At 38.4% G+C, this 18,101-nt stretch carries 14 protein-coding genes; 9 read left to right on the forward strand and 5 right to left on the reverse strand.

Translation table 11 applies throughout. The features are described from left to right. Nucleotide 1 precedes the first annotated feature (1 nt). Nucleotides 2-841 (forward strand): undecaprenyl-diphosphate phosphatase, encoded by an 840-nt coding sequence (locus JWG41_RS02600; RefSeq protein ID WP_205268393.1) that lies wholly within the window; start codon nt 2-4, stop codon nt 839-841. Here JWG41_RS02600 and JWG41_RS02605 read toward each other — a convergent pair. Continuing rightward, a complete protein-coding gene (locus JWG41_RS02605) occupies nt 816-3,347 on the reverse strand; it encodes a SpoIIE family protein phosphatase (RefSeq protein WP_205268394.1) in 2,532 nt (843 codons plus the stop codon). The genes JWG41_RS02600 and JWG41_RS02605 overlap by 26 nt on opposite strands. A 54-nt stretch (nt 3,348-3,401) precedes the next feature. On the opposite strand from JWG41_RS02605, the gene JWG41_RS02610 reads away from it, so the two are divergent. The 3 genes from JWG41_RS02610 to JWG41_RS02620 are packed head-to-tail and all read left to right on the forward strand — an operon-like array spanning nt 3,402 to nt 7,171. After that, nucleotides 3,402-4,583, forward strand: a complete 1,182-nt coding sequence (locus tag JWG41_RS02610) for a class I SAM-dependent rRNA methyltransferase (RefSeq protein WP_205268395.1) — start codon at nt 3,402-3,404, stop codon at nt 4,581-4,583. Between the two features lie 25 nt (nt 4,584-4,608). Beyond that, nucleotides 4,609-6,033, forward strand: coding sequence for an MBOAT family O-acyltransferase (locus JWG41_RS02615; RefSeq protein ID WP_205268396.1), 1,425 nt, complete (start codon nt 4,609-4,611; stop codon nt 6,031-6,033). Nucleotide 6,034: 1 nt separating this feature from the next. Further along, nucleotides 6,035-7,171: a DUF1574 domain-containing protein gene (locus tag JWG41_RS02620; RefSeq protein WP_205268397.1), complete on the forward strand. Its 1,137-nt coding sequence runs from the start codon at nt 6,035-6,037 to the stop codon at nt 7,169-7,171. Here JWG41_RS02620 and JWG41_RS02625 read toward each other — a convergent pair. Then, nucleotides 7,168-7,767, reverse strand: coding sequence for a J domain-containing protein (locus JWG41_RS02625; RefSeq protein ID WP_205268398.1), 600 nt, complete (start codon nt 7,765-7,767; stop codon nt 7,168-7,170). The two genes, JWG41_RS02620 and JWG41_RS02625, sit on opposite strands and share 4 nt — an antisense overlap. A gap of 63 nt (nt 7,768-7,830) precedes the next feature. Here JWG41_RS02625 and miaB point away from each other — a divergent pair, with 63 nt between their 5' ends. From miaB to JWG41_RS02640, 3 genes are all read left to right on the forward strand, one after another. After that, on the forward strand, nt 7,831-9,207 hold the full coding sequence (gene miaB, locus JWG41_RS02630) for a tRNA (N6-isopentenyl adenosine(37)-C2)-methylthiotransferase MiaB (protein ID WP_205268399.1): 1,377 nt from the start codon (nt 7,831-7,833) through the stop codon (nt 9,205-9,207). Then, a complete protein-coding gene (locus JWG41_RS02635; RefSeq protein WP_205268400.1) occupies nt 9,200-10,792 on the forward strand; it encodes an LptF/LptG family permease in 1,593 nt (530 codons plus the stop codon). The genes miaB and JWG41_RS02635 overlap by 8 nt, the downstream gene beginning before the upstream one ends. A gap of 72 nt (nt 10,793-10,864) precedes the next feature. After that, the gene (locus tag JWG41_RS02640) at nt 10,865-11,695 is read left to right on the forward strand and encodes a hypothetical protein (protein ID WP_205268401.1); all 831 of its coding nucleotides are present in this window, start codon (nt 10,865-10,867) and stop codon (nt 11,693-11,695) included. Here the strand turns inward: JWG41_RS02640 and JWG41_RS02645 are convergent. Next, on the reverse strand, nt 11,692-12,498 hold the full coding sequence (locus JWG41_RS02645) for an FcpA-related putative periplasmic flagellar protein (protein WP_205268402.1): 807 nt from the start codon (nt 12,496-12,498) through the stop codon (nt 11,692-11,694). The two genes, JWG41_RS02640 and JWG41_RS02645, sit on opposite strands and share 4 nt — an antisense overlap. 51 nt (nt 12,499-12,549) lie before the next feature. Here JWG41_RS02645 and JWG41_RS02650 point away from each other — a divergent pair, with 51 nt between their 5' ends. Both JWG41_RS02650 and JWG41_RS02655 read left to right on the forward strand, forming a co-directional pair. Beyond that, complete coding sequence (locus JWG41_RS02650; protein ID WP_232373630.1) at nt 12,550-13,005, forward strand: methylglyoxal synthase; 456 nt, start codon at nt 12,550-12,552, stop codon at nt 13,003-13,005. 479 nt (nt 13,006-13,484) lie between these two features. Next, on the forward strand, nt 13,485-14,045 hold the full coding sequence (locus JWG41_RS02655) for a hypothetical protein (RefSeq protein ID WP_205268403.1): 561 nt from the start codon (nt 13,485-13,487) through the stop codon (nt 14,043-14,045). On the opposite strand, the gene JWG41_RS02660 is transcribed toward JWG41_RS02655, so the two are convergent. Together JWG41_RS02660 and JWG41_RS02665 are read right to left on the reverse strand one after the other, a co-directional pair. Continuing rightward, complete coding sequence (locus tag JWG41_RS02660; protein ID WP_205268404.1) at nt 14,002-16,038, reverse strand: tetratricopeptide repeat protein; 2,037 nt, start codon at nt 16,036-16,038, stop codon at nt 14,002-14,004. The genes JWG41_RS02655 and JWG41_RS02660 overlap by 44 nt on opposite strands. Then, entirely contained in the window at nt 16,019-18,052 is a 2,034-nt protein-coding gene (locus JWG41_RS02665) for a 6-bladed beta-propeller (RefSeq protein ID WP_205268405.1), read from the reverse strand. The genes JWG41_RS02660 and JWG41_RS02665 overlap by 20 nt, the downstream gene beginning before the upstream one ends. Nucleotides 18,053-18,101 lie beyond the last annotated feature (49 nt).

Consider the following 18,101-nt stretch of genomic DNA (forward strand, 5'->3'; position numbering starts at 1 on the left):
AATGGACAATACTTTAAATGCGTTTCTCCGTGGCATCATCGAAGCTGCCACGGAATTTCTGCCCGTTTCTTCTACGGGACATCTTTTCCTCTTTAGTTACTTTTTCCCCTTTCAAAATCTAACAGTCGATCATGAAGCTTTTGAAGATTTGTTTGATATCTTTATCCAAACAGGGGCCATCCTTTCTGTTGTTGTATTGTACTTCCAAGTTCTCTGGAAACATACCAAGTCGGCAGCTTTATTTCTCACAAAGAAATCAGAAGACAAATCGGGATTTGCTTTCTACAGCAATCTCATTGTAGGTATCCTTCCCATCCTAATTCTCGGATTTGTTTTTAAAAATAGTTTGGACCAAATCAAAATGAGACCAGACCTTCTTCTCATCCTTGGGTTATCTTGGCTCGTAGGTGGACTTGTGATGGTATTTGTAGAGAGATGCCACTACGATGAAAGCGAAGGGAAAACCATCGGGATCAAAGAATCGATTCTTGTGGGTTTCTTTCAGTGTTTTGCATTGATTCCTGGTGTTTCCCGGTCAGCGGCAACCATCATCACAGCAAGAACTCTTGGTGTATCCAAAAAGGATTCTGCGGAGTTTTCCTTTTTTTTGGCGATTCCCGTTTTGACTCTCGCAGGGATTTATAAATTATACAAACACAGGTCCATTTTGAATTCAGAAACCATCGGCCTTCTTCTTTTTGGAAGTATCGTATCGTTTATCATTTGTTACTTTATCATCCGTTTGTTTATGGCTTTTATCCGTCGTAGAAGTTTTATTTCTTTTGGAATTTACCGAATTCTACTAGGTATCCTTGTTATCCTATACTTTGTTCGTAGTTAATAAATTCTAAATAAAATTCTTTTTTATCTATATTGTTTGTTCTATCTAGCAGATGCAAAAATAACTTTGTATTCTGCTGGTAGAGTTTATTTCGCAGAAACAATCGTTCCGACCAAATCACTGCCTCTCCCACCTGTTCATTTTTATACAAAGCTTTTGCTGTCATATAGAGATAGTCTTCGCGATTGGGATTTTCTTTAGCGGCTAGTTTGAGATGTTTTGCGGCCTCAGACCAATTCTTTAATTGAAAATACAACTTTCCCGCTAAGGCGTGAAACGAAGGATGAGGATAATTTTCCATAAGGAGCAGTAATTTCGCAATGGCTTCCGTAAAATTCCCGAGCTTCGAGGTGGATTTGATTTCTAAGTATTCTGTTCTGATGGCTTCCGGAAGAGACATCCTTTGGTTTTTTGGTTGGTATACAATTTTTAGAAAAGAAAGATCATCTGTGATTTCGCCACTAGATTCAATTTCATGAACAAGTTCCTTTAGGTTTCCTTCCGAACGTTCTACAAAACGTAAAATCAAAGTTTCATCTTCATTGATGAGACGTATGGATTCATCTTGTTGTTTCAGTTCAATATCATCTCTTCCATCCGATCCAATGAGTAAGGTATCACCTGCCTCTAAGGCAAAGGTTTTGATTTGGAAGTAATGATCGTTTTTTGGAAATCCTAACTTTCGCATGGAGAGTTCTGTTTCGATAAAAGAAGCCACGCCGTCCCGGTAAAGAATACTCCAAGGATGTTCTGCATTGATATAATAAACAAAACCGTCTTTAGCCATCATACCAAGAACCACACTGGATAACATGGACCCATCAAAACTAACGAATACGGATTGTAGTTCGACATAAAGATCCTTTAACCAAAGTTCGGGGGGCCTTGACTTGGTATAACTGGATTTGGCCCGGGAAAGAACGGCTTGAAACACAACGCCGAGTACCAAAGCACCACCAGCACCTTGGATGGATTTCCCCATTGCATCTCCATTGGCAAAAACAGTATAGTCACCAGAATCCAAATGGACCGTTCCGACAATGCAGATATCTCCACCGATCTCTCCATCTTTTCCCCGGAATTGAAACTTTTTCTTTTGGTCTACATAGGTTTCGATTTCTAGCTCCGAAATTTTGTTTTCGATGCGAGCTAAAGGTTGGATGAGAAGGGAAGTTAAAAAATAATCACCATCTTGTTTTTCTTTTAGAATCTGCAGTTGGCTTAAGGATTCGTTTAAGGCATCCGTTCTTTCTTCTACCTTTTTCTCTAGGTTTTTGTTTAAATCTTCGACTTCTTCGTTTAGTTTGACAAAGGAATTGGCAAGGATGATGGCAAGAGAGATATTAAATACAAGAAATGTATATCCCATAATACGTGGAAAGACCCAATAGTTTCTGTTGGTGGCTGAATCAATAATGGCAGCAACCAAAACAATGGAAATTCCAATCGTGATGTAAAAGGCTCTGCGTTCTTTCTTTTTTAAATTTTTGAATAAAATGGAAAAAATAAGAACCACATAAACGATCCAAGTGGGTTGGATAAAATTGGTGAGTAAAAAACTAAAAGTTTCTATGTCTTTTGAAAAAGCAAAGTAAAGAAAAAATCCCAGCTGTAATCCATCCAAAATTTTCCCTAAAATATGATATCGTTCCTCAAACAAAGTCCGAAGGAAGTGATACATGAATGGGATAAGAAGTAAAATCACCATATACTCAAACTTCTTCATTTCCAAAAAAGGAAATCCGAATTCGTATTTGAGTTGGTTTCTTAAAAAATTATAAATGACAAAGGAAAAGGAAAATAAGGCGAAGAAAAAGTTTTCTCTATCTTTTTGCCTTCGGATGAATAGAAATAGAAAATAACCACCAACTGTTGCATAGATGGTAAGAAAAATTAATTTTATAAATTCATCTTTATAAAATCTAGAATCGATTTTTTCAGAAGGCCCAAGAATGGTTTCATCTTGTTCAATCCCACCAGAATTTCCAAAGTAAGGTTGAATTTGAATGAGAAGTAAGTTCTTTTTTCCATATTGAATGAGATGAGAGGGAACTCTATAAATTCTGAGTTTGTCATAAGCTTGGGGGTCACTTGCATTCCATACACCTGTATGTCCGATCAAATGTCCATTGAGATAGGTTTTATCTCTATCATTGATGATCCCAAGTCTTAGGCTGTATTGGGTGGAGGGATCTTTTGTGATATGGATCCATTTCGCAAGAAAGACTGTTTGTTTTCTTTTGTTATCTTCCTTATTTTTGTATAAGTTTCCTGGAATGGCAATTCGTTTCCATTTCCTTTGGAGAAAGTTGGACTCTGTGAGAGACTGAATTTCTAAATCACTGAGGTCCTCTTCTGTCATATACCAGAAAGTAGTGGGGTCTTCCTTCTTTGTATCAAGTGAAACCAGCTCTTTGGAATTGGTTTCTGTAGTGGAATCTGGTAAGGTTTGTGAATGGAGTAGGGAAAAAGAAAAGACAAGAAAAATGAGTACGATTTTTATCATATATAGACGAACCCTTACGTTCTTAACTCTGTTACCTTTCCAAATGGATGTAAAATGGTCATTCGATTAAAAAAGACTAAAGAAAAAGCTGTATTAAATTTTCATCCGTGGATTTTTTCCGGAGCCATTGCTTCCGGAGAAACAGGCCTGGCTTCGGGAGATACTGTCCGAGTGGAATCCTCTTCCGGTGAGTTTCTTGCCTGGGGTCATTATGATCCTAAAAGTCAAATCCGTCTTCGTTTGTTCTCTTTTGATTCATCAGAAGATGGTTCCTTGGAATCTTATTGGACTTCTAAGTGGGCTGCAATCTATGAATCCAAACTCAAACTTCTTCCCAAAGACACAACGGGATTTCGTCTCTTCCATTCAGAAGGAGATTCTGTTCCCGGGATCATTGTGGACTGTTACCAGAAAACAGCTGTTATGCAATTGAAAACTCCTGGTGCCTTACGATTACGTGAATGGCTTGTTTCGTTTCTGACAACAAAAGGATTTGAAACCATATTTGAAAAAGGTGACAAACCGGACGAGAAATCAGGGGGAGATTCAATCTTTCATAAAGGAGAGGAATCGGAACCCATCTTTACAGAACACGGAATCCAATTCATCGCTGACATCTCCAAAGGACAAAAAACAGGATTTTTTCTCGACCAGAGAGACAACAGGGCTTTAGTTTCTCGTTACGCATCGGGAAGAACGGTTCTCAACACATTTGCCTATTCGGGAGCTTTTTCCGTTTATGCACTATTAGCTGGTGCAAAAGCAGTACATAGTTTAGATATTTCAAAACAAGCAATCGAACTTTGCGAAAGGAACTTAAGTTTAAATGGGCTTGGTTCCCCCAAAGAACTTTCTCGGCATAAAAGTTTGGTTTTGGATAGTTTCGACTATTTAAAAACAATGGACGCAGACTTTTATGATTTGATCATTCTCGATCCGCCTGCCTTTACCAAAAGCATTGCCACAGTCAATCAGGCCAGTCGGGGCTACAAAGACATCAATATGCGAGCGATGAAAAAAATCCAAACAGGAGGACTTATTTTTACCTTCTCTTGTTCCCAACATATTTCTTTTGATTTGTTTAAAAAAATTGTTTTCGGGGCGGCAAAGGATGCCAAAAAAAGAGTTAGAATTTTGCACCATCTAACCCAGAGCCCAGACCATGGATATTCCGTCTTCCACCCGGAAGGAGAATACTTAAAAGGCCTTGTGATTCAGGTTGATGGTGATACATGATCTCATACATTGGTGAAATCTTAGAATGAAATTTACATCCCTTAGTTTTCTTTTGTTCTTCCTTGTCGTATATTGTTTGCATTGGATCTTCCGTGGCAAATTGCGATTGGGATTTCTGTTTTTGGCATCGTTTGGATTCTATGCGGCCTGGTCGATCCCATTCGCCTTCCACTTCCTAACAATAGTTTTATTAAATCATTTTTTTAATAAACAAATCTTAAAAAATAAATCCACATACTGGTATCCCGTTTCTCTTTTTGTAAACTTTGGAAACCTTTTCCTCTTTAAGTATTTTTATTTTCTTTGGGCTCAGCTTTTCCAACTGACGGGAAATATTTATTTCGCACCAGAATCTGTCCAAAGTTTCCTTAACTCGCAATTTGGTGTTTCTTCGATTACTTTGCCTCTTGCGATTAGTTTTTATACATTCCAGATGGTTGCTTATACCATTGATATCAAACGAGGGAATGCCGAAGAAAATCCCAACTTCTTTCAGTTTGCTCTTTTTATCTTTTTCTTTCCGCAATTAGTTGCAGGCCCCATTGTTCGACACGGAGAATTCTTTTATCAATTAGAAGTTTGGAATGCAAAGAAAGAACAACTCTTTGAAGGTTACTACTTAGTATTTCTCGGACTTTTTAAAAAGGTAGTTCTTGCGGATAATCTCTCTCCAGTCATCGAACCGATCTTTCAGAATCCAGAGTCCTATGATGGACTTACCAACTTCATTGCGATGTTTGGATATGCGGCCCGGGTTTTCTGTGACTTCAGCGGGTATACAGATTTGGCCCGGGGACTTGGAAAACTTTTGGGAATCAATCTACCAGAAAATTTCCATGCACCGTATTTATCTGCTTCCGTTCGAGAACTTTGGACTCGTTGGCATATGACCCTGGCTACTTGGATTAAAGATTACATTTACTTTCCGTTAGGTGGATCTAGAGTTTTTGAATATCGTGGTTATTTGAATTTAATTGTTACCTTTACTCTTGCTGGTTTTTGGCATGGAGCCAATTTTACCTTTATCATCTGGGGATTTTTGCACGGACTGATGCTCAGTATTGAAAGAAAAATTGAACTCATTCGAAAACCAGACAAAACAATCAAAACTTCCCAGTGGAAAAAGTGGATCGGAGTCATTTACGCATTTGGTTTTTTTGTTTTCACCATTCCTTTTTTTAATGCGCCATCAGTACAGAACGCGGTCACTATGTATGTTCGATCTTTTACTGGCGCTGCGGGAGAAAGGACAAATAAACTCGAACTCATCCTTTATAGTTTGATCATTACATTTCTCTTAAACTATTTACAAACCAAACCTAGCTTTCCCAGGGAAAATTGGTCAACGAAAACCTCTCTTAGTTTTCTCCTTGGTTTTTCCTTAGTCGTTACTATTTTGTTAGGTTATCTTGCTCCGGGAGGAACGGAATTTATCTATTTCCAATTTTAATATGAAATACCAATTTAAATTTCCTATCGTCCTCTATCCGATCCTACTGGCACTCAGTCTCTTTCTTTTGGATAAAATTTTCTTTTTACCCATCATTGTAGAAAATACATATAGTTGGAAAAAAATCGAAAGAAAGTTTTATGAATTAAAAGAAGATCTTTTTGAAGTTATGTTGGAAGAGAGGGAAAAAAATCCTTCCAAAGAAATTGGACTCATTCTCGGGAGTTCTCGTTCAGGAGAATTCGATTCGGAGATGTTGGAGAAATTTTTCCCCAATACCAACTCCTTTAATTTTGCAGCTCCCTTTGGTCCACCTAGTTTCCAGGCCTATTGGCTAGAACGAACTCTTAGTTCCAAACTTCCTCTTCGTTATGTATTGATCGAAGTAGATCCGCTTTTATTTTCCCAAGCAGCCATTGATTATTCATTAAACGGATCCTATGACAATGGATACGTATTAAGCCAGATTGATTTTTATAGAATCAAATCGAAAGATCCTTGGGCAGTGGATGCGAAAGGATTTTCTGCCGATGAAGTCGAGATTTATCTCTTAAAAAAACTATTTGCTTTATACAAATATCCTTTAGATCCCACAGCAATCAAAGCGAACAATAAAGAAATTGAAGTTGGATTTTTCCCTGGTATGTCTGTGGGAATCACTGGGAAAGACCACAAACGCAATTATATTGACAAAATCAAAATGGTAAACCGGGTTAAGTTTGGTGCCCTACCGAACGAAATCAAGTTTGCGAATATGGATGTTTTTTTAGAAAGAGATGCAGAAGCCATGTACAATCAGTATCTAAGAGGACAGGCTCTCGCTCCGACACAAATCTATTTTTTTAAGAAGATGCTTACTCTACTCGAAGGAACAGGAATTCCTGTGATTGTTTATTTTCCTGCGGTTTCTGATGCACTTCGAAGAAGGATGTCGACGGATGGACTTCTGGAAGGATTCAATTTGGAAATCAGAAAAGCCGTAGAAAAATCACAAAAGATTCCGAATTCCAAATTTACAGTGGTAGATCCGAGTTCTGATCCTCGATGGGTTTGTAAGGATTTTGTGGATTCTCTCCATTTGAGTGGAGCTTGTTTTCCCAACCTTTTGCCTATTTTGTTTCCGAAAGACGTTCGTTAGGTTCTCCTTTCTTTCCGTTTTTCTAATTCTTTTTTTAGAAAACGGAAACGAAAGAATAGGTAACCAACCCCACTTAAGATAAGAAATAATCCAGATCCCCAACCCGAAGCCGAATCGGAGATTGTTTTTTCGGTTTCTGAGGTTTCATTCCAGAGGGAATGAAGGAGAACCAGTCCCGAATACAAAAGTAGATTGAGAACCATGTAGATGGTGGTTTTTTTTAAGATCCAAAGAGTATCTCCCATTTCTTCCCGGAACCTAGTGAATTCACTGATGATCTCTTGGTAGGTTTTATGATGGCCCAGTCGGTAAACATCGTAGGCTTCTTCCATTTCTGGATCTTTCGCCTTTCCATCCAAAAGCACAAATTCAAAGTCCAATTGGGAATCGTAATCCTTTCGTTTTTCGGGATCTGCCAAAGTCAAATAGGCACGTGTTAGCTCGAGGATTTTATCCTGGGCTTCGGAAACTCCCGCCGCCTGTAACCTCTCCCAAAACTCTAATTCCTTTAAATAAATGGCCTCGATGGTCTCTGGAGTGGATTCCTTAGTCACCCCTAGAATTGCATAAAATGTTTCCCGTTTTGTGCGAGCCATATAGTCTTTTTAGTTCCCATCTTCTTTGCTTTACAAGGAAATTTTCTGGAAAAACATATCATTATGAACCCATCCTTGACTGAAATCCCAACTACAGAAAGCCCCATCCAACTCGGAAAGGTCTATGTGGAGACCTACGGATGCCAAATGAACGAATACGATTCAGGGATCGTCAAGGAGCTGTTTCGTAAAGAGAACTATGAATCGGCAGAATCCATCGAAGAGAGTGATATCATCTTCCTCAATACCTGTGCGGTCAGAGAAAATGCCCATGCCAAAATTTATGGTAGATTACAATCTCTTGGGTATTTAAAGAAAAAGAATCCAAACCTAGTGATTGGAGTCCTTGGCTGTATGGCACAGAACCTAGGGGAAGATTTGTTCCACCAGGAACTTCCTTTGGATTTGATTGTTGGACCAGACAATTACAGAACTTTACCAGAACTCATTCAAAAAATCCGAGGAGGGGAACGTGATGTCCAACTAACACGCCTTTCTCGTACAGAAACATATGATGAACTAGAACCCAAAGTAGTCAATGGAATCCAAGCCTTTGTTACCATCATGCGTGGTTGCAATAATTTTTGTACTTTTTGTGTGGTGCCTTATACGAGAGGGCGAGAACGGAGTCGAGAGCCCGGTTCTATTGTGGCTGAAATCCTCCAACTCGAAGCGATGGGCGTAAAACAAATCACACTCCTTGGCCAAAACGTAAATAGTTATTCTCATGAAGAAACAGACTTTTGTGCCCTTGTGGAAAAGATCCTTGCAGAAACAACAGTGGAACGAGTTCGGTTTACAAGTCCCCATCCCAAAGATTTTCCGGACCACCTAATCTCTCTTATGGCAAAGGAACCGCGGTTCTCTTCTCAAATCCATATGCCTCTCCAAGCGGGAAGTTCCAAAGTCCTTCGGGATATGAAACGTAGTTATACCAAAGAAGAATATTTAGATTTAGTCGCAAGCATCCAAAGTCGAATTCCTGATATAGGAATCACTTCTGATATTATTGTTGGGTTTCCGGGAGAAACAGAAGAAGAGTTTCAAGAAACCTTAGAAGTGGTTAAAAAAGTTAAATTTGATATGTCCTATATGTTCAAATATTCGGAACGGGAAGGTACGATCGCAAAACGAAAGTTTATCGATGATGTTCCCGAAGAAGTTAAAAGTAAACGACTCATTGAACTTGTTGAACTCCAAACCAAAATTTCTCACGAAAAAAACCAATCCAAAATTGGGAATGAATTTTCTGTCCTTATTGAAAACACATCAAAAAAATCCAAACTCGAGTTATGTGGTAGATCTCATTGCGGAAGGATGATTGTATTCCCAATTCCGGAAGGTCTCTCCAAAGATCCTGCAGATTGGATTGGGAAAACCGTTACGGTGAAAGTAGAATCGGCAACCAGTGCCACTCTCAAAGGAAAACTCGTTGGCTAAACCAGTCGATTTACGAACCGTTCGAGTCTTCTCCAAGGATGACTTACCACCTGGATTTATGGTGGATACGGATCGTTTGGGCAAGTGGAAACGATTCAAACCGTCAATTCTTAGAATCTATATTCTAAAGGAAATCTTAAGTCCCTTCCTTGTTGCTTTATCCTTTTTTACCATGATCTATATGGCGGTAGCCATCCAAAAGATGATCGGACTCTTTGTCGGTAAGGGAGTTGATTTCTTTCGCCTTTTGGACTATATGGGTTACGTTTTTGGAAACACCCTTCCGATGACCATTCCCATGGCTTGTTTAATGTCTGGAATCATGGCTGCCGGTCGTTTGTCTGGCGATTCCGAAATCACGGCGATGCGAGCCTCCGGTGTTTCTTTTCCTTATATCTATTCCAACTTTCTGGTGTTTGGTTTTCTGATGACTCTCATTGTTGGTTACTTAAATTTTTATCTAGGTCCAGAGAACACCCGTAAGATGAAAGATTTTGATAACTGGATTGCCACTTACAATCCTTTACTTGCTATCCAACCAGGTCAGTTTTCGGGAGACAAAACCCAGGACTTTTTCTCTGAAAAGGGGAGGACTATGTATTCTGGTGGAATCGATGCCGATGGGAATTTGAGTAATGTCCAAATCCGTGAATGGGCTATCTCTGCCGATGGAACCGATTTTATTATGGTGAATAACTTGGCAGTCCCTATGGGGGGATCGCGGATGTTACAAATCATCAATGCGAAAGAAGGTTATTTAGTTGAGAAAAAAAATCTAACCGGCGAATATGAAAAGTCTGTACGTCTTAGGAAAGGTTATGTAATCGAATGGGATCCGGAAACGAGTGCTATTGGAATTACTAACTTTATGGATGGGGAGATGGACTATAATACCCCGGCAAAGAAGGAAACAAAGACATTGAGTATCAATGTAAAACCGGATACCTTTTCTTTGCCCATGCTCATTGAAATTCGAAATGCCATTGAATCCGAAGGACTCGAAAAAATTCCTGGGTTAGAGATTTTAAAAGAATATGGGCTTTCGATTAAGGGTGTCGGTGGTTTAAAACAAATGGTGGAGCAGTTTAAGTACGAACTAATCATGGGTGCGAGTTCGGGAAAACAAGAAGATATGGCTCAGAAATTTGCACTCTTCACTCAACTTTCCGAACTTCTCAATGAATCCAAAAAGACTCTCACCGGTTTCAATGTAGAAATCCACAAACGATTTGCCACTCCCTTGTCTTGCCAGATTTTTTTCTTTTTATCCTTTCCGCTGGGACTTGTCGTCAAACGATCCGGAAAAGGAATGAGTTTTACACTCGCTGTTATTTTTTTACTGATCTATTATACCTTTTTTATCTTTGGTTCCGGTATTTCTTACAAAGAGAATGTTCCTGACTGGGTGGGGCCTTGGTCTGCAAATATTGTGATTGCCACCCTATCCATATACATTATGATTTCACGCACTGATGCTAAATTGCCTGAGTCCATCCGGAGCCGATTGGGATTTTACTTTCGATTTCGGGACCTGTTGGAAGAGAAAGTGGAACTGGTAAAAAATCGGTTCCGAAAAGCCAAATAAAACAAAATTTGCTAGAAAATTCCCCTCATTGCAGTCCTATAGAATCAGTAGTTGTAGTTTAGGAGATATGGTTTGAAAACTTCTTACATTTGGAATATATCTAAAGGACGCCCCTTTCCGGTAGAACTTTGGAAACATTCAAAGATCAAAGTTCAAGTCAACCAAATGCAATTGGATGAGTTGGATCGTATTTCAATTACTGCCAACGACATTCATATTTTGTTCCTTCAGGTAACTTTTACCGAATGGAAACAAATCCAGGCAACCATCGTTTCAACTTTTGAAGCGAGTCCCTTTGTATCATTAATTTTAATTTCTTCCGAAGATGGAGTCGAACCAATCCAAGAGACAGTGCAAGGGCACTTGAAGTATTTGGTTTTAGAAAATCCACTCCATGTTCGGGAACTGCGAATGATTTTAGACAGAACCATCCAATCGGAATCTTACAAAGCGGCGGCTTTGGATATTGGAAATTCCTGTTTGGAGAATGTTGGATTTTTTGAAGGTGTTTTTTCTCTAGCACACCAAGAATACGAAGAATCTAAAAAAGAAAATGAAGCCCTCCGTTCTATTTTACAATACGAAGAACTAGTGAAACGTTCCCAAGCGGGTATCAGCACTGCTTTAGAAAAAGTAAATGATATGAAAAACCAAGAATTGATTGAACTTCATGAAAGAGTGAAGGCAAGCCAACAATTGGATGAACTCCGCGAAAAGGAACTAAAACAAGCTCTGGAATTACAAAAAGCTACCGAACAAGTTTTAAACTATTCGCGTATTGAAGAAATGAACTTAGATAAAATTCTAAGAGCGCAAGATCGGCTTTTCGAATATACCGAACAAGAAATCAAAGAACTAGTAGAAGAAAACAGATCTTTAAAAAAGAAACTGGGTTTGAGTTAAAAGTCCTTTCCTACCTTTTCCTCTATTTTCGCGTATTCTTTGGAATCGCGACCATAGTGAATCTCAGCAAATCGCAATAGATGTTTTTTCTTTAATTCTTTGAACTCGTAATAGAGTTCTTGGTTTTTAGAGCGGATTGCTGTTTGTTCCATTTTTTCATAAGAGAGGGCAAGGAGTCTATGTGGTTCCGCTTCTCCTTCATTTTTGGAAGAGAGTTCAATGTATTTTTCCGCAAAATCAATGACCTGGAGATAATTTTTAAAAGCTTCTTGGTGTTTGATATACTCTCTAAAGATTCCCGATTTTAAATCCAAATAAGGCGCACTTTCCTTAACTTTTGGGTTTTCGATTTTTTCGAGAAGGTTCATTCCTTTCACAAGTCTGCCGACCGTTTGTGATCTTAAATCAAAAAGTTGTTTTTGAAATTCCTTTTCTTTGTTTTCTTTTCTGATTTGTTTTTGCCATTCATATCGATCTTCATAATAGATTTCTTTTTTCGAGTCTTCCTTTCGTTTCTCTATGGTTTTCCTTCCTAACTCAAAATGGTCTATCGCAGTAGAGTATTCTTTACTGGCATCTTGCCACCGTTTTTGGGAATTCTTTTCATCGATCAAATTGAGGAGCGGGATTGTTTCCAAACGTTCGGAACTATCACCCCAAGGAGAGCCTGACTCTGGTGTTGTGGGAAGGATGGATTCCACCCGATTTTCTGTGGAGGATACCTGTTTTGTGTCTTTGGAGATTAGTGACAAAGAACAAAGGAAAATCAAAGAAATCCATAAAAATAGGATGGGAAATTTCATTTACAGGGAAACTTTCCTTGAATCCTGGATATTGGCAAGAACTATCAATCTATGATACTAATTCAAAGAAAAATGGATATCACCAAAAAGATCGTCCTCATTGCCCACGATAACAGAAAGGAAGATCTACTCGATTGGGTAAAATACAATAAAGGAACCTTAAGTAAACACCATCTATCCGCAACAGGAACCACAGGGAAACTGATCCACGAACAAATTGGACTTCCTGTGTTTCGATTCATCTCTGGTCCACTTGGTGGAGACCAACAGATTGGATCGAAAATTGTCGAAGATGGAATTGATTTTATGGTTTTTTTCTGGGATCCGCTTTCTGCCCAACCCCATGATCCTGACGTAAAGGCATTACTTCGGATTGCAGTATTGTATAATATTCCAATGGCTTGTAATCGTTCCAGTGCTGATTTTTTAATTTCATCTCCTCTGATGGCAACAGAATACAATCGACAGTTGATCGATTATGGATCAAGAATACCGGCAAAGAATTAGACTTTCCTTGACTCCAAAGTAATTCGCTGTTAGTTTATGTCTTTTTCGAAACATTAGGAATAAGATTGGAAAAAGAAAAATACGAGAAATGGGCCATAAGTAGTAGTTTATTTGAACTTCATCAGATAGAATGCTGAAGCCCTTGTCTTGTTTATCGTCAATAAAATGATGTGTGTGTTGGAATTTTAAGAAAGGACCTTTGATTTGGTCATCTTGAAAGAAATTGTTTTTGTTATAAGTTGTGTGTTTTGCAATCCAGATTTTTTTCCAAAAAGGTAAGATCGTAACTTTTAAAATCACTTCTTCACCTACTCGCAAAGACCTGGGCGGTTTGATCACCTTTATTCCTTTTGATCCACCTACTAAAGTTTCAAAACCAATGGGGGATTCATGAAATTTAAATAAAGTTTCTTTTGATAAAGGAAATTTTGATCGATAGATGAATGTATTCATAATGATTAGAAGGTAATTAACTGAAAATGACTTGGTTTCACTTTAAAAAAAAGAAGGTAGAACTACAGATTTCTATAGAGAGCCTCCAAAGACTGGAAGACGAATCGAAGAAGCTAAGCCGGCCTCAAGTTTTGGTTTTGGATTTAGAACGAAACAGAAAAGGTATAGGCAATGTCCTTGTTGGGTTTGCCGACAAAACTCCCGATGATTCCGGTTACATTCGTTGGAAAAAGAAAGAGGCAGAATCACTTCTTTCTTTTGGCGAGTTGCGATTCGAACTGGGGAAATTCTTTTTTTATCTGAACATTGATTTAGAATGGGAAAAAACACCACGTCCCCATATTCACAAAATTACCACCAATTACTTGTTTAGCGAAGAACCAGTATATTTAGAATCAAAAGACTTTTTTCGATTACGTCCGATTTTACATCTTTGTTTTCAAAGGGAAGGTGTATCTTCGTTATATTTAAAAGGAAATTTATGCCAATTAGAAATTCAGAGTCTCACAAAAGAGAAAGAAGAAAGAATTTCTGAAGATCTTCTTACTTATCTTTCGTCTCTTTACGAGAGTCCGTGGGAAGAATGACATCATCTCCTGTTGCCAGTTCTTTTTCCCATCCACGAACATTTGGTTTCACTGAAGAAATGGATTTTCCAAGTTCAGTGATCTCGCCTTGAAATAAAGGTTTTCCTTTTCTTTGGAATTCTAGTTTTGAATTCTTTTGTAATCCATCATCTTTCCCAAGAGAGACAATCACTTCATCCTTTTTGACTTTTAAGATTTTTCCTTCTTTGGGGAGTAAATCTTTGATCCGCTCTGCAATTCGGTGGATGATGGTGGGGAGACTATCCCTTCCTCTTTGGTTGGTTGACCAGGAGGCAATATCCCTTAAACTATCTCTATCATAAACCGAAACATCCAAACGAATGTCCCCGTCTTTGATTTGATACTTCCCATGAACCACATAACGAATCTTTGTGGCATTTCTTCTTTTGGAATCTAAAAGATGTAAGTTATCGATGGTAAAGGGAAGAGTTTGGGAAAAGGGATGGTAACTTGATTCTTTGAGTAGTCCCCGAATTTGTTTGAACTCATCACCCTCGACAACACGTACCGCTTGAATTTGTTTTAAATTATAACGAAATGCTTCGGATAAAAGCCTGCCCGCTTGTAAATGGTAAGGAAAAGGCAAACTCGATTCCATATCAAAGACATAAACTTCCGGACTATAACGGACTGTGTTTTCTTGGATGGAATTAGGATCGATTTGTAAGTAACCTTCTCGAAATTCCAGAGATTCCTTTAGGTTTTTAATAGAAAATTCCAGTTTATTTTGGAGTTTGAAGGAGTTCGGATCTTCTTCACGAAGACGGAGTAGTAAATTTGTATACTTAACAGCCTCTCCCGTTTGGTTATAGAAGTCTAATAATTCTCTTCGGATAACAGGTGTTTGTGAGCTTAAATCTTTTGCCCTTTTTAAGTGGAATAGAGAACTTTTGTGGTATAAAGAATGTTTTTCAGAATAAAAACGATCCCTTCTATAATCACCCAATTCTCTGCGTAATTTTGACTCTTCCTTTTCCTGCGCAATCGTATACTCTTCCGCTTCGAATCGCAATATTTCATCCAAATCATCTAACTGGAGAGCTCTTCGGTAATGGTAAGTTGCAAATTTTGGTTCTCCCAATTCCCAAGCCAGGTTTGCTTCTAAACTATGGTAGAGTTGGTTTTCCGGAAATTCTCTAGCCAGTTCGTAAATCGCGCGAAAAGCTTTCTTTTTTACATCTTTATCGGAAGTGAAATTAGCCAAAATGATATCATGATAAACGGAATAAAACCGAGCCTGTTCTCCCTTGGGATCTAGGTTGAGTGAGTTTTGCAAAGCTTCTTCCACCAGAGGTAGAACCGATTTTAATTGGTTGGGATGGAAATAGTTTTGGTACAAAAGGACTTTTGCTTTGAAGGCAAACCCTTCTGGATCATTTGGTTCTTTTTTAGTATAAGAGTCTATGGAGTTGTAAGCATCGCTATAGTTCTGCTTTGTAAAATAAAGCTCCGCTAACATTCGTAACAGGTCAGAAGGCTCATCCAACTTTGTTGTGAGTGTTTTGATTTTGTAGATGGCGGAATCTAGTTTTCCTTGTTTTTGAAGCGATTTTGCTTCCGCAATCCGTAAAGCTGTATGGTTTGGAAACTCAAGTAATAATGGATCAATTAACTTTGTTATGGCGGGGAAGTCAGAATCGAGTAAATAAATCTCAGAAAGCCCTGTGACAGCAGGGATATGTTTTGGTTCTCTATCTAAAATTTCTAAATAGAACTTTTTACTCTCTCTGTAGGCTGCGAGTTTGAAACTACAATCGGCAACACCTAATTTGGCATCGATCGAATTTCGATTTTTCTGTAATGCTGTTTGGTAGAACTGGATGGCCTTACGACAATTGTTTTCAGATTGGTATCTTTTTCCTTCAGCAATATCTTCTAAGGTGGTTGTCTCTGCATTTAAGAGAGAGACCGAGACCAAAAAACCAATGGTAAGGATAAAGATAAAAAAAGATTTAACGAGGTTCTGGAACAAAGTACCCTCCTTCATCTCGACCCTTTACACCTCGATGTTCCACACCAATGGCTAGTTTGATATAACGATTGATCAGTTCTGGATTTGTATCTGTTTTGTAGGAGAGAATGTATCTGTAATCAACATGTGATTTAAATTTTTTATATAGTTCTCTTTCTTCACCTTCGCCGTCGAGCACAATGTAGCGACCGTTTGTTGGTCCAGTCATGTCCGACCAAGATTCTTCCAATGCGATATTTGGATTTACTGTTAAAACATAAATAGGAATGGAATGCGCTTTCGCAAAGGAAACAATTCGGGATTTTTGGTATTGTAAAAAACTATCTTCTCTACCTTCCGCAGAAACCAAATACACTAGGGCCTTGGGACCTGTTTCTAGGGACAATTTTTGTAAGGCAGTAATACTTGCTTTTCCGAAATTGAATTTTTCTTCCGGAATACTATCTCTAATTTTGGCCAGAATGTCTCTAAGGGAAACTGTTTCCGGTAAAATCAAACTACTATCTTTGCCTGCACGATAGAGCGAAATTTTATCTGTATCACGAAGGGACCGAAAGAAAGGAAATAGCCCATCTTCCAATGCCAATTTCCCCTTTTTTAAACCTTCACTATTTTCATAGACCATAGCAACCGTGAGTTTGTCGTTCAGTTTGTTTTTGTTTGCCAATGAAAAAAGAGGAGTCATGTTTTCGTTTTCAAAAATACGAAAACTAAGTCGGTCAATACCTACAATTTCTTTTCCTGCACGGTTACGAACACGAGTATAAATATGTATGTCCGGAAATCCAGAGGTATCAATAGATTCAATTTTTAAATCTAAATTGGAAAGTAGGTGGTTCTTTTGTGAAAATATATCAACTCGATGTTTTCCGAAATCAATAAAATACAAACTTCCCGTGGAATCCATGTTCGTTGCAAACGGTCGGAACAAAACTCGGTAAACACCCTTTTTATCTCGAAATTTGCTCTGTTGTTTCCATTCACCATGTAACAAAGAATAGGTCCAAATCCCTGTCAGTTCGTCTGTTAAAAAGATTTGGTTGTCTAAGACACGAATGCTTCTTGGCTTTTTCCATTCCGGTTTTTCGATTGTACTAATCGTATTACCATCACCATCAAAAATCACTACTCGAAGATTTTCTTTATCTACTACGTAAATTTTGCCATCATGAATGGTAATTCCGGAAGGATTCCCTAGTTTGGAATTTCCTGAACCTTGAAACTCTAAAACAAATTTTCCATTGGAATTGAATTTTTGAATTCGTGCATTTCCCGAATCAGCGACAAAAAGATTTCCATTCGGATCAATGAAAATGGAAGAGGGACCTCGAAACTGACCTTGGCCTTTTCCTTGTCCACCGAAAGAGGAGATAAAACTTCCTGAAAGATCAAAGAGTAATACTTCATCACGTGCAAAATCGGCAACATAGATCTTTTGGTTATAATAAGCGAGAGATACCGGTCGATCCAGTTTTCTTGTGATTCCTCCGCGCCAATTGGAAATGGGGGAGCCAGCTGCATTGAATTTAATGATATTGGATGTATCGAAGCCGGCAACATAGAAGTTTCCGTCTTCATCGAAGGTAATGTCTACAGGATTACGAAACCGGTAGCCGCGAATGGAATCACCTTCAATCGTTTTGAAATAAACTTTCTCTCTATCGGTAACTCCACCGGCTATGGCAAGACGAAGTGCCTCAATTTTATTTACGATCAAAAGATCATTTTTGGCTTTAGTGGCAAGAATTTCTAATTCGTCGAGAGCTTCTTCCCATTCACCTAACAAATAGTAGTTGTTGGCTAGTTCTAACCTTGCTAGATGAAAATCTTTCTTTAAGTTTACGGCTTTTTGGAACCGTTCTTTGGCAGCAGAATATTCTCTTAAATTTTTATAGGTTAAGCCCCGTTTGAATTCTTCCTTGGCATTCTCTTCGCCCAAGGAAAAGTTGGGAAAGTCCAGAGGGAAAATTTGTGTGCTCACCAATAGAAAGAAAAACGATAGTAACTTTCTCAAAGACACTCCCTCCACCCCCAATCTAATGGGACATAATCTACAAGTCAAC

This window comes from Leptospira chreensis, assembly GCF_016919165.1.
GTDB lineage: Bacteria > Spirochaetota > Leptospiria > Leptospirales > Leptospiraceae > Leptospira_A > Leptospira_A chreensis.